At 67.5% G+C, this 12,546-nt stretch carries 10 protein-coding genes and 1 tRNA gene; 5 read left to right on the top strand and 6 right to left on the bottom strand.

What is annotated here, in order from left to right; genetic code table 11:
* Window positions 1-2: 2 nt before the first annotated feature.
* From BoBH3_RS05590 to BoBH3_RS05575, 4 genes are all read right to left on the bottom strand, one after another.
* On the bottom strand, window positions 3-521 hold the full coding sequence (locus tag BoBH3_RS05590; RefSeq protein WP_262329790.1) for a tripartite tricarboxylate transporter TctB family protein: 519 nt from the start codon (window positions 519-521) through the stop codon (window positions 3-5).
* Window positions 521-1,507: a LysR family transcriptional regulator gene (locus BoBH3_RS05585; protein WP_262329789.1), complete on the bottom strand. Its 987-nt coding sequence runs from the start codon at window positions 1,505-1,507 to the stop codon at window positions 521-523. Before BoBH3_RS05585 ends, BoBH3_RS05590 begins: the two co-directional genes overlap by 1 nt.
* Before the next feature lie 109 nt (window positions 1,508-1,616).
* Window positions 1,617-2,513 (bottom strand): DMT family transporter, encoded by an 897-nt coding sequence (locus BoBH3_RS05580; protein ID WP_262330431.1) that lies wholly within the window; start codon window positions 2,511-2,513, stop codon window positions 1,617-1,619.
* 148 nt (window positions 2,514-2,661) lie between these two features.
* Window positions 2,662-3,324: a glutathione S-transferase family protein gene (locus BoBH3_RS05575; RefSeq protein WP_262329788.1), complete on the bottom strand. Its 663-nt coding sequence runs from the start codon at window positions 3,322-3,324 to the stop codon at window positions 2,662-2,664.
* A gap of 421 nt (window positions 3,325-3,745) precedes the next feature.
* Between BoBH3_RS05575 and mgtE the strand changes: the two genes are divergently transcribed.
* A complete protein-coding gene (gene mgtE / locus BoBH3_RS05570) occupies window positions 3,746-5,113 on the top strand; it encodes a magnesium transporter (protein WP_262329787.1) in 1,368 nt (455 codons plus the stop codon).
* Window positions 5,114-5,123: 10 nt separating this feature from the next.
* On the opposite strand, the gene BoBH3_RS05565 is transcribed toward mgtE, so the two are convergent.
* Window positions 5,124-6,893, bottom strand: coding sequence for a GGDEF domain-containing protein (locus BoBH3_RS05565; protein WP_262329786.1), 1,770 nt, complete (start codon window positions 6,891-6,893; stop codon window positions 5,124-5,126).
* A gap of 140 nt (window positions 6,894-7,033) precedes the next feature.
* The gene (locus BoBH3_RS05560) at window positions 7,034-9,949 is read right to left on the bottom strand and encodes a sensor histidine kinase (protein ID WP_262329785.1); all 2,916 of its coding nucleotides are present in this window, start codon (window positions 9,947-9,949) and stop codon (window positions 7,034-7,036) included.
* 220 nt (window positions 9,950-10,169) lie between these two features.
* On the opposite strand from BoBH3_RS05560, the gene BoBH3_RS05555 reads away from it, so the two are divergent.
* The 4 genes from BoBH3_RS05555 (at window position 10,170) to BoBH3_RS05540 (ending at window position 12,503) form a co-directional block, all read left to right on the top strand.
* Window positions 10,170-10,565: a phasin gene (locus tag BoBH3_RS05555; protein WP_262329784.1), complete on the top strand. Its 396-nt coding sequence runs from the start codon at window positions 10,170-10,172 to the stop codon at window positions 10,563-10,565.
* Between the two features lie 232 nt (window positions 10,566-10,797).
* Window positions 10,798-11,658, top strand: a complete 861-nt coding sequence (locus BoBH3_RS05550) for a hypothetical protein (protein WP_262329783.1) — start codon at window positions 10,798-10,800, stop codon at window positions 11,656-11,658.
* A gap of 145 nt (window positions 11,659-11,803) precedes the next feature.
* Window positions 11,804-11,880: transfer RNA gene (locus BoBH3_RS05545), tRNA-His, on the top strand.
* Window positions 11,881-12,074: 194 nt separating this feature from the next.
* Window positions 12,075-12,503: an Hsp20 family protein gene (locus BoBH3_RS05540; RefSeq protein ID WP_262329782.1), complete on the top strand. Its 429-nt coding sequence runs from the start codon at window positions 12,075-12,077 to the stop codon at window positions 12,501-12,503.
* The last annotated feature ends 43 nt before the right edge of the window (window positions 12,504-12,546 follow it).

The following is a 12,546-nucleotide window of genomic DNA, read 5'->3' as shown; positions in this document are numbered from 1 at the left end:
CGTCAGATCCCCAGGAGCCAGGGCGCAAGCGGGATCGGCAGGCTAAGCGCGTATTTGAACAGAAGGATGCAGGCGGTCGACATCGCCACTGCGAAGATCAGCAGTTCCTTGATCCTGCGATCATCGGCGGCGAGGCCGGAGAAGAAAATCAGCAGCGGCCCGGAGACGAGCAGGCCCAGCGCCGGAACCCGGATCGGACCGAACTCGAAGCCGCGGATGGTGAGCGCGAAGAGCAGGGCGCCGCCGAGCGCGAAGAAGATGCCTTTCCAGGACCAGCCGGAAAGCTTCTCGCCATTGTAGCGCAGCGAGGCCAGCGCCAGCATGGCGCCGAGCCCCGCGCAGATCACGGCGAAGGCCTTCGGCAGCATGCCCGGACCGAGCTGGCGCAGCGTGCCGGACGGCAGGTCCCACGTGAAGACGAAGGCGCCGAGCGCCAGCGCGATCATGAACAATCCGCCGGCGAGATCCTGCGTCGATCGCACGCGCAGGCCCTGCGCCCGCTCTATTTGATTTAAACTCATCAGGCTCCTCCGGCAGACGCCCCGGTCCGGGCTGTCCGTATCTGCGATGGGTTGGATGGGGGGAAGGTGAGCACGTGGCGGTCGTCGAGCAGGGTCACGCTCTCCCGCAGGATCGCCAGGAAATCGTCGCGCGCGGGCAGTTTCTGTTGCGGCCTCCACGCCACGCCGACCAGCGCGCCGGGCGGCGGCGGGTCGAGTAGCGCCCCGCGCAGCCTCCGCATCGTCACGCCGGGGAAGGAGAGCCGCGAAACCCAGTCCGGCGCCAGCGCCATGCCGAGACCGGCGGCGACCGCAGACATCATGGCCGGCTTTTCCGTCGCTTCGATGACGACGTTGGGGACGGCGCCGACACTCTCGAAATAGGCCATGACGAGATCGTAGGCATAGGGCCGGATGCGCTTCGACGGCACGACGAAGGGCTCGCCGACGAGATCGAGCATCGTCAGGTTCTCGCGGGCGGCGAGCGGGTGCTCTTCATTGAGCACCACGATCGGCCGCTCGACCCGCAGAATCTCGAAGGCGCAGTCGGTCGGTTTGCGCGGCGGCCGCGAGAGCGCGACGTCGAGCTTGCCGGATTCAAGCATCTGGACCAGCCCAGCAGTCATCGCCTCGACAAACTTGATCTCGATGCCGGGGAAGCGGGCGCGGAACGTCACGAGGGCCTCCGGCAGGAAGCTCGACGACGCTGCATCGATCGCGCCGACGCGCAGCACCTTGCCCGAGGCGAGGGAGGCTTCCCGCACCGCGCGCGATGCGTGCTCCATCTTGACGAGGATGCCCTTGGCTTCCTCCAGCATGATGAGACCGGCGCGCGTCATCGCGACCTGACGGGTCGTGCGCGTCAGCAGGCTGACGCCGAGCTCGTCCTCAAGGGCGCTGATCTGCCGTGACAACGCGGGGGGCGCGACGCCGAGCCGTTCGGCCGCGCGGCCAAAATGCAGCTCCTCTGCCACCGCGATGAAACATCGCAGTTGCCGCACATCCATGACCGTTCCCCGTTCCCCGTGCCGCTTGTCGCGGCATCTGCATTGACAGGCTGTAGACGGGGGCGACCCTAGAGCCATTCATAATTTTTTGGCAATAAAGTTTTTCAACTCAACCCCGCCTAAATCGCACCAATCCGGCGATGCGCCCATCGATGAGGGCCAGCCCCATGGCGATGGCGGCCATGCCGGCCAGATGCCGCGGCAGGAGTGCCTCCCCGAGGAAGGCCCAGCCGAGCAGGATGGCGCTGACAGGGATGAGGAAGGTCACGAGCGTGACATTGGTGCCGCCGGCCCGCCGCATGATCCGGAAGAAGATGACATAGGCCAGCGCCGTCGAGAGCAGCGCCAGGCCGACTAGCGCCAGCCCGACCGTCGCGCCAGGCACAGGCAGCAGCCAGGGCGGATGGAAGATCAGCACGAGCGGCACGGCCATGATCGTCGTGGCGCTGACCTGTCCGGCGGCGGTGACCAGCGGCGGCATGGCGCGGAAGCGGCGCCCGTAGAGCGCGGCAAACCCATAGGAGAGGGCGGCGGCGAGGCAGGCGAGCTGCGGCAGAAGCGCTCCGCCAAAGCCATGCACCGCATCCGGCCCCATCAGCACCGCGACGCCGACGACACCGGCCGCGACGCCGGCGAGCTTGAGCCCGGTCGCCTTCTCATTCTGCCCGAAGAGATGGGCGACGACGACGCCGAACAGCGGCGTGGTGGCGTTGATGATCGAGGCGAGCCCGCTCGCGATCTCGGTCTGGCCCCAGAAGATCAGCCCGAAGGGGATCAGGTTGTTGATCAGCCCCATGCCGAAGAAGGACAGCCACATGCCGCGGCCGACCCGCATCGAGAGCCCCGACAGCCGGACGACGAGAAGCAGTGCCGCAGCAGCCATCGCGACGCGCGCCAGCACCACGACGAGCGGCGGCCAGGCGGAGACCGCGATCTTGCCGAAGAAGAAGGAAGCGCCCCAGAGCAGGGACAGCAGCAGGAGCAGCAGCCAGTCGCTCAGGTCCATGGCCTGCGGCGGCGCTGGCGGAGCCTGGGTGGGCGAAGCGGGGGGCGTCGAGGTCGATGACATGGGCAAGCTCAGACAGTCGCCGCGCAAAAAGAGACAGCCGGGGCGATAAGCTCGCCCCGGCTTGTCCTCCACCCGTTTCCTGCCGTCAGGCGGCTTCGGCGTCGCGCGCCTGCCACATCGCCTTGAAGGCCTGCCGGGACTGGCAGGCGTCGAGCCAGGCTTTCACATGGGGATTGGCGTCGAAGAGCTGCGTCGCCGGCTTCGCATACCGGATGATCTCGGCGACGTTGATGTCGGCGACGGTGAAACGGCCGCCCATTACATAGCCGTTGCCCTCGGCGAGCGTCTTGTCGAGCACCGCGAAAGGTGCGGCCAGGGCGGCGAGGGCCGCCTCGACCAACTCCGGCTTGCGCTTCTCCGGCGGATAGGCGGCGAGATGGTACTGGAGGTTCAGTGCATGCGTCTCGCATTCGGTCGCGGCCCAGAGCGCCCACATCACGGCAAGCCCTTCCTCCTGCGCATTCTGGGGAGCGAGCGGCCCGCCATGCTTACGCGCGAGGTAGAGGTTGATCGCCAGCGACTCGTGCAGCTTGAAGCCGTCATCGTCGATGCTGGGGATATGGCCGTTGGGATTGATAGTGAGGAAGTCGCTGCTGCGGGTGTTCAGCGGCGCGTCCGGCGCGTTCGGGTCCGGCAGACGATAGGCCTGGACCACCGGCACATGCACGAAGGGCAGGCCGAGTTCGTTGGCGAGCCAGATGTTGCGCGATGCGCGCGAGCGATAGCAGCCATAGATGGTCAGGGGCATCGGCGGGGTTCCTGCGCAGAAAAGATCAGGAGGGCGAATCGAGATCGGTTCGCGACGCGAGCCGGTTCAAGGCCGATTCCGTCGCCGCGACAATAGGCCCCGCTTCGCTCTTGGCAACCGCCGCAATGACGAGATGCCCGCAACGGCCGCGATACGCCGCGTGGTCATAGGGAGAGCAATTCTCCTAATGATGCTGCCCGTTCTGCAGCGCGAAAAACCGTTTGACGCGGGCACGATGCGGGTGCATTGGCCTCCCTGCTTCCGGCCCGCGCGGCTGGTTGCTCACAGGAACCCCCGACCCGATGCCAAGCGACAGTCCCAGCCGACAGTCGAAGCCGTCTGCCGCCGTCTCGCGCGCGTAAACCGGGTCCCCCGGCTCGCTGCGATCCGGCCATGACGGCCCGATCGCAGAGTAAGAGCCATGAATGAAACCGCCGAAAAGACGGACCTGCTTGCCGTGACGCTGGCCCACACGCTGGCGCAGGAGCATGTCGCCGACATCGTCGAGACGCTGAACGACCAGGACAGCGCCACGATCGCCCATGTCCTGGAGGAGTTGCCCTTCGAGCGCGCCGTCGAGGTGCTCGACCAGTCCGAGTTCACCGCTGCGGCCGAGGCACTGGCCCTGCTGCCCGAGGCGCGGGCCGGCGCGCTTTTGTCGGGCATGTCCGCCGACCGCGCCGCCGACGTCTTCCAGGAACTCGACGAGCCGGCCCGCCAGCGCCTTGCCGGCCGCCTGGACTGGCAAACACGATCCGACCTGAAGAAGCTGCTCGCCTATCCCGAGCACAGCGCCGGCTCGATCATGACGACCGAGTTCGTCAGCGTGCCCTCGAACTGGACGGTGCAGCGCACGCTCGAGCATATCCGCCGCGTCGAGCGCTCTCGCGAGACCATCTATGCGATCTATGTGCTCGATACCGAGACGCGCAAACTCGTCCGCGCAGTATCGCTGCGGCGCCTCATCAGCGGCGATCCGGAGGCGCCGGTCGAATCGGTCGTGCCGGCGCACAAGCCGATCACCGTCACGCCGGAGGTCGATCGCGAGGACGTCGCCCGGCTGATCACCAAATACGATCTGCTCGCCGTCCCCGTCGTGGACGAAGAGGAGCGGATCATCGGCATCGTCACCTTCGACGACGTCATCGACGCCATGATCGAGGAGACGACCGAGGACGTGCAGAAGCTCGGCGGCATGGAGGCCCTCGACGAGCCCTACAAGGAAATCGGCTTCTTCGCGATGATCAAGAAGCGAGCGGGCTGGCTCTCGATCCTGCTGCTCGGCGAGATGCTGACCGCTTCCGCGATGCAGCATTACGAGCACGAGTTAGCGAAGGCGCTCGTGCTGACGCTGTTCATCCCGTTGATCATGAGCGCAGGCGGCAATTCCGGCTCTCAGGCGACCTCGCTGATCATCCGGGCTCTGGCGCTGCGCGAGCTGACGCTGAAGGACTGGTGGCGCGTGGTGCTGCGTGAGCTGCCCTCCGGGCTTGTTCTCGGCTCGATCCTCGGGCTGATCGGCGTCGCGCGCATCGCGGTCTGGCAGGTGGCCGGTCTCTACGATTACGGACAGCACTGGATGCTGATCGCGGCGACGGTCGGCGCGACGCTGGTCGGCATCGTCACCTTCGGCTCGCTGATGGGCTCGATGCTGCCCTTCGCGCTGAAGCGGCTAGGTTTCGACCCGGCAAGTGCGTCGGCTCCGCTGGTGGCGACGCTGGTCGACGTGACCGGCCTCGTCATCTATTTCGGCATCGCCGCGGTCATCCTGCGCGGCGCGCTTCTGTAGTGAGCTGTCCTCAGCCCGTGGCGGAGCGGACGACGACGCGGTTGCGCCCTTGGCGCTTGGCTTCGTAGAGCGCGCCGTCGGCCGCCTTCAGCAATTGCGGCCAGACGTCGGGGTTAGCGGGCACCCGCGCCACGCCGAGGCTCGCGCTCAGTTTGATCGTGCTGCCGTCGTCGATCGGAAACGGCGTGTCGCCAATGGCGCGCCGCAGCCGCTCGGCCATTTCGAGCAGCCTTGCTTCGCCCGCATCGGGCACGACGATGACGAACTCCTCGCCACCGAAGCGCGCGAGGATGTCGCCCTGGCGCAGGGTGTGGCGCAGGCGGGCAGCCGTCACCCGCAGCGCCGCGTCTCCGGCGGCGTGGCCGTGCTGGTCGTTCACGGCCTTAAAATAATCGAGGTCGAGCATGATCAGGCCGATCCACGCCGGCGGCTGCGGCGCTTCGGCGAGCCGCTTCACCGCCCGCTCCAGCGCGCCGCGGTTCAGAACGCCTGTCAGCCCGTCGGTATCGGCCTGTACCGTGAGCGCAGCGGTGAGTCGATTGCGCTCGGCATCGAGCTGCTCGCGCTCGATCAGTCGGCTCCTCAGGACGGCGAGCGCCTGGAAGAGATGGAGCATCTCGCGCGTCAGTCCGCGCTTGTCGATCGGCCGCGCAAGCCGCCCTTCGGCGAGGTCGATGACGCGCTCGCGGGCCCGCATCAGCGGCGCGAAGAGGAAGCTGCGGCTCGCCAGCAGCAGCAGCAGGACGAGGCCGAGAACCACCGCTGTGATGGCATAGGCGAAGAAGAGTGCCGTCCGGGCTTCGGTGCGAACATCCTCGAGCTGGGCGAGGGCGGCATCGAAGAACGTATCCCGCAGCTTTTCGATCGGCGCGAAGCTCGGCACGATCGCATCTGTGAAGCTCTCCGGCGTGTCTGCCGCCCCCGGAGTGCCCTGGCGCTGATGGGTCTCGTCGATCAGGCGCAGCCCGTCGGTGAAGAACGCCCGCTCCGTGGCGCTGTGTGCCTCCCGCACCGAAGCCGCCGCATTGGCGGTCATCTGTTGGCTGATCATGTCCCGGATCTGCATGATCCGCCCCTGCGCCTGTTCGAAGGCCGCCCTGTTCGCTCCCGATAGCGGCCCGCCATGAGTAATGGCGATGACGACATAGGAGCCGAGGCGCCCGGCATAATCGCGCAGCTCCGCGACCATCTGCGCGATGAGAGCGAGGCCGATCAACTCCGCGTCGGACGCCAGAAGCTCCGTCATCGCGGTGCCGATAACGGGTTGCGTCGCGTCATAGGCCTTGAACATCGCGAAGATGGCCTGCTCGACCTTGTCCTGGCCGCGCTCGGCGAGGGGCTGCGCCAGCAGCACGTCGACCGCGCCGCGTGATTGCGCGAGGCGCTCGCGCAGTCGCTTGGTCTCGGCAGCCAGCAAAGGCCCCGGCGCGACGCGCGCGATGGCTTCGTCGCTGGCCTGCCGATAGCTGGCGAGGCGCTCCAGAATGGGGTCGTTCGCGACGCTGTCGCGCCCCAAGGCGACGTTGGTCGGGCCGCGCTCGGCGGAGACGCGGTTGGCGGCGGCCAGCACCTCCCGGAACGAATGGAGCCGCACAAGATCCTGGTCGCTCTCCCGCAGGGCGCGATGGTACTGGCCGACAAGGCTGATGCCGAGGACGAGGGTGCAGGCCAGGATCAGGCTAATGGCCACCAGGAAGAGCTGGTTCAGCGAGATATCCCGGGCGCGTCCGACGCGAAAAATGATGATCCGATCCTCGAAGGGCAGCGGTTGCGGGAGCAACGAGGCAACATTTCGTCGCGGCCCATATCACGCTGCGTCAGTCCGCGGAACAGCGCTGCGCAGCAGCACAACAGGCTGCGGCAGGAGGTCGCAGGGATCAGGCCGTAGGGAGATGGAGAGCGCAGCGGGTGCCGGCGGCGTCAGCTCGCCAGAACGCGCTGGGGCGGGAAGGTGATCTCGACGAGCGTGCCTTCCTTCTTGACGCTGGTGATCGACATCGCGGCACGGTTGGCCTCGACGAGCGCCTTTGTCAGCGGCAGGCCCAGCCCCGTGCCACCGGAACGGCGCGTCGTCGGCACCTGCCGGAACGGTTCGAGGGCGAGCTTGAGTTCGTCGTCGTCCATGCCGATGCCGGTGTCCCGCACGCGCAGGATGGCCTCGCCCTGGTCGCCCAGCGCCGTCGAGATGATGACCTGCCCGCCGGCATCGGTGAACTTCACGGCGTTGGAGAGCAGGTTGATCGCGATCTGGCGGATCGAGCGCTCGTCGGCGACCACGGGCGGCAGCTTGGGCGAAAGGCCGGAGCGCAGCACCACGCGGCCGCGCTGCGCCTCGGACTGCAGCAGCGAGACGGTGGAGAGCGCGATCTCGTTCAGGTTGACGCTGGCGAAGTCGAGCTCGAGCTTGCCGGCCTCGATCTTGGCGAGGTCCAGCAGGTCGTTGACCAGGCTGATGACATAGCCGCCCGACTGGTGGATGTCGCGCAGGTATTCCTTGTAGCGTTCGTTGCTGATCGGCCCGAAGCGCTCCTCCGCCATCACCTCGGCGAAGCCGATGATCGCATTGAGCGGCGTGCGGATCTCATGGCTGATCTTGGCGAGCACGTCCGACTTCTGGGCGCTCGCCATCTCGGCCGCCTTGCGCGCGTCGACGAGCTCGCCCTCGGTCTTCTTCCAGGCCGTGATGTCGCGCAGCACCGCGCAGAAGCGGGGCTCGGCGCCATGCGCGATCTGGCCCATGGTCATGAAGAGCGGGATGCGGCCGCCCTGGCGCACGCGGCCGATGACCTCGCGGCCGTCGTTCAGCACCGAGGCGACGCCGCCACCCTTGAGTCCTTCGAGATAGTCCAGGGCCGGGGCATGGCTCTCGCTGGCGAAGAGCAGCGTGAACAATTCGCCGGTCACCTCCCGCTGATCGTAGCCGAACAGCGCCTCGGCCGCCTTGTTGAGGGAGAGGATGCGGCCGCGATCGTCGACGGTGACGACGCCGTCCGTCGCGGTGTCGAGCATGGCGGTGAGTTCGGCGATGCGGGCGTCGCGCATGTCGGCATCGAGCCTGAGCGACTCGACGCGGGCCGCACTTTCGGCCTCCTCGGCTTCGAACTCGGCTTCGAGAGCCCGTTCCTCGGCCTCTTCGGGCGTCAGTACCGGCACCTCGCCGCCGCCGGCTTCGGGGTGGCGGAAGGCCATCAGTGTCGCCGGCTCGTCCTGCCAGTTCACACCGGAGAGCACGGCATCGACACTGACCAGATGGCCGAGCCGATCGATCAGCGTCATGGCGCCGCCGCCGGCGCGCGACGCCTCCTTGATCAGGCGGCTGACATGGCCGCCGGCCTTGAGGTCGGCGAGGTCGGCATAATCCAGCAGGTCGAGCAGGGTGCGGTTGGCGTAGAGCGCCTCGTCGCCCCGGTTGACCAGCACGGCGACGGGCAGCTTGTCGAGCACGTCTGCATGCGAATTGCGCTGCCGCGCGGCGGCGGATTCGGGTTCCACTCCCGGCTTCGTCGCAAGGGTGGTCTCATCCTCGCCGGTCTTGACCTGCGGCGGGGCGGCCGTCGGCGAGGCCGAGCCCGTGGCGTCCTCATCGTCGCCGGCGAGCCGCGCGCCGAGCGCCTTGGCGATCTCGCGGAAGGCGTTGCGCTCGTCCGAGCTCAGCGGCGGCTTTGATGGCTCGAGGACCGGCCGCAGCATGGTCAGCCGGCCGGTCTCGCTACGCAGCGGCACGATGTTGTTGCGGTCATTCGCGGCCGGCCTGGCTTCCGTCTCGCTCGGCTGCCGGGGCTTCTCGGCTGCGGGGGCGTCGCGCCGGCTCTGTTCGGGCGAGGCTGGATCGCCCGCCGCCGGGGACTTGCCTGAAGGTGTCGGCTCGTCCTGTGCGACGACCTCGGCCTCACCGGCAGTCGGCGGCATCTCCCGCTCCTCCGCCTGCAGGGCGAGGGCAGGGGCATCTGAGACGTCTTCCGCAAGCGCTGCGGGTGCGATCTCGGCATATTCATCCGCGCTTCCGGTCGCGGCTTCCGGCTCTGCAGCGGCAGCCTCCGTCACCGGGAAGGGCTCGCGCTCGTCGAGGCGCGCCAGGCCGAAGCCGCGGAAGCCGGCGAGCGCGCGCTGGGCATCGAGCACGGGCATGCCCGAAAGCTCGACCCTGGCGCCTTCCCCCGGCGCATCGGTGCGCCAGAGCAGGGCATGGCCGCTCCAGGTCGCGCCCGCGGCGAAGCGCTCGCTCAGCCCGCCGTCGCGATCCAGGATCGCGGAGCCGACAAGATCGTGCCAGCGCCGACCGACGAGCCCGGCCGCGGAACCGGCGAGCAGGGCAATGTTTTCGGACACCGAGGTCAGCCGGCCTTCGCGGTCGCTCTGCCAGAGGAAGCGCACCGTCGCCGGCTTGGGAGCGGAGGCGGCTGCCTTGGGTACCTCGGCCACAGGCGCGGCGGCGTCGGCGGCCCGCGGGACAACGATCCCCAGACGCCGCAGCTCTGTCGCGGGAATGGCGATGGCGAGAACCGTCCCGCCCTCCGGCAGCGTCAGCAGCTTGCACCCGCAGGTGACGGGCAGGGCCGCGAAGCCGGTGGTCAGGCGCAGCCGCTCCATGCGGATGCCGCTGGTTGACGCCAGGCCCCCGGCCAGTGCATCGAGCCGCTGCCGGGCTTGCGCCGGCAAATGGACTTGCGCCGCATCTGCGCCGAGAAGTGCTCGGCCCGCGGCATTGGCGAAACCGGGGCGGCCGGCCGCAGCGTCCCAAAGCAGGAGCGCGCCGCCGGACGCAAAGGCGGTCAGGGCGGCGTCCTCAGTCGCCACCGCGCCCGTCAGCGCCCAGTCTTGTCCGGCCTCGACCATTCTCGCCTGCTCGTTCGAATCCGCGCCATTATAGCTAACAAAGACTTAATAGTCCTCAAACGGCGACGAATCCAAGGAAGCTAACTTCGTTCTCCCGCTTCACATCGAAACAGCGTTAACATCCGCTCAGCAGGTTCACGTGATTGTCACTGCGACACATCAGTGATATTGCACTGCACAATGATGGCAGGGTTCGGATACGCGATCACAGGAGGCCACCATGGACGGCAAGCTGCCCTACGAAGTTCCGACCGAGATGCGTGAATTCGCCGAACGCAGCGTCGAGCAGGCCCGCAAGGCTTTCGACGGCTTCATCGGCGCTGCCCAGAAAGCCGTGGATAGCGCGCATGGCTCGGCCGAGAGCGCCCGCGTCAGCACGCAAGACGCGACGATGAAGGCCATCGCCTACGCCGAGAGCAACGTCGCGGCCGCCTTCGATTTCGCCCAGAAGCTGGTGAAGTCGAAGGATCTGGGCGAGGTGATGCAGCACCAGTCCGATTTCCTGAAATCGCAGGTGGCGGCCTTCCAGGACCAGCTCAAGGATCTCGGCTCCGCGGCCCAGGATGTTGCGGCCAAGGCCGCCGAGACCGTCAGCAAGGCGACCAAGGGCCGCTGACAACACGCTATCCGACGGCGCCGCGAGGCGCCGTTGTCGCATTAGAGCCGGATCCGATCAGGTTGGAACGACCTGGTCGGTGAATCCGCCTCTCAACGATTGATGGAGAACGCGTGGTCCGATCGGATTGCTGCGCCATCTGATCGGCGCGTGCTCTAGCGGCCGGGCGCCTCATGTCCGGCCTCCGCTGTTTGCCGCTGCATTCTCTGTTTGCCGCTGAAGGAGAGCTGCCATGGTCAAGCCTGCTCCGACCAGGACCAAGTCCAAGGTTCCGGTCAGCCTGTCTCCGGTGAGGGCGTTGTCCACGCCGGCTGAAGAAGCACCTGCTGCAACGACTGCGGCGCCTGCGCCTGCGCCCGCGATCGCGTCGGCACCGGCTCAACCGGCGGCGGCCAAGGCCGCCGTTCCGGCAGCCGCGGTTTCCGCCCCGGCGACGCCCGCTCCCGCCGCTGCGGCCAAATCTGCTGCCGCCGAGAAAACCGCGCCCGTTGGCAAGGCGCTCGTCGCCAAGGTTGCGAAGAAGTCCCCATCCAGCAAGGTCCGCATCGCGAAGCCCGTCGCAAAGGTTGTTGCGCCAAAGGCTCCGGTGAAGCCCGCTGAATCGAAGGCCGCTCCGCCCAAGGTCGAGGCACCCAAGCTGGTCGCTTCAGCGCCGATTCCGCCTAAGGCTCCCGAGCCGAAGCCGGTCGTGGCGGCGCCGGTCAAACCTGCCGAGCCGGTTGCTCCCTCGGCCAAGGCCGAGGTGCCGATGCCCCGACCTGCGCCCACCTCCAGGCCGGCGCCTGCTCCGGTTTCGCTCGGCGCGCTGCCGCTGCCGCGCCCGCCCGAGGCCGCGACCGTCGCGACCGCGACGATGATGAGCCAGGCCCTGACCATGGCGCGCGCCTTCGGCGCTCTGCAGTCTCACATGCTCGATCATGCCTGTGCCGAGCTGAAGGCGACTTTGGGAGAAGCCGAGACGCTCGCCCGCACCACCAGCGCCTCCGAGGCGATCACCCTGCAGGCGAAGGCCGTGCGTCGCAGCTATGAATCCTATGCGGAGCATTTGAAGGAACTCGCCCGCGTCGCCAATGCGGCGTTGCGCAAGGACTGAAAGGCCGCCGTTCGGCGCGCTTGCGGGCGCGCCGAATTTCCTGAGCCGGAATTGAATTACGCGGTTGCAAAAGCGGAAAGGCGGCACTAGGTTCCGCGCCGCTGGTGACCCCGCCGTGGCGGCCGGTCGCAAAGCCCAGGTACGGGCAGCCATAGCTCAGTTGGTTAGAGCGCTAGATTGTGGATCTAGAGGTCCCCCGTTCAAGCCGGGGTGGCTGTACCATCCTTGACGATACGAACGCCTGCTTAACTATACGACCCCCTGAAGCGTTCGTTAACCCGCTCCGTCCGATCCCCTTGAAGCGCTGCGCCGGCTTCGCCATATCTTGAGCAAGCGGAAGGGTTCGCCTTTCGCCCGCGGGATGCTGCCAGCGGCGGGTCCCGATGATCCTGGGGCGCCTTTCGGGGGCCTGGAATATGACGCGTGCGCCTAGCCTGTCCCACCCGTTCCTCCTCGGCTTCGACGATATCGAGCGTGCGCTCGATCGCGTCGTAAAAGGGGCGAGCGAGGGTTATCCGCCCTACAATATCGAGCGGCTGCCCCGGACGGAGGACGAGCCCGACCGGCTCAGGATCACCCTGGCCGTCGCGGGTTTCTCGCGCGAGCAGCTCGAGATCACGCTGGAGGAGAACCAGCTCACGATCCGCGGCCGCCAGAGCGAGGACAAGAGCCGGCAGTTCCTGCATCGCGGAATCGCCGCGCGGCAGTTCCAGCGCAGCTTCTTGTTGGCGGAGGGCATGCAGGTTCTCGGTGCAGACCTGTCGAATGGTTTGTTAGCCATCGACCTCGTCAGGCCGGAACCGGAACGGCTGGTCCGGCGTATCGATATCGTGAGCCGCGACTAGAGGATGGATTTCGAAGGATGCGCAGGTGCTTTGCTTTAGGAAA

This window comes from Allobosea sp. BH3 (genome assembly GCF_025499465.1).
Taxonomy (GTDB): domain Bacteria; phylum Pseudomonadota; class Alphaproteobacteria; order Rhizobiales; family Beijerinckiaceae; genus Allobosea.
This window is presented reverse-complemented; position numbering and strand designations above follow the sequence as displayed.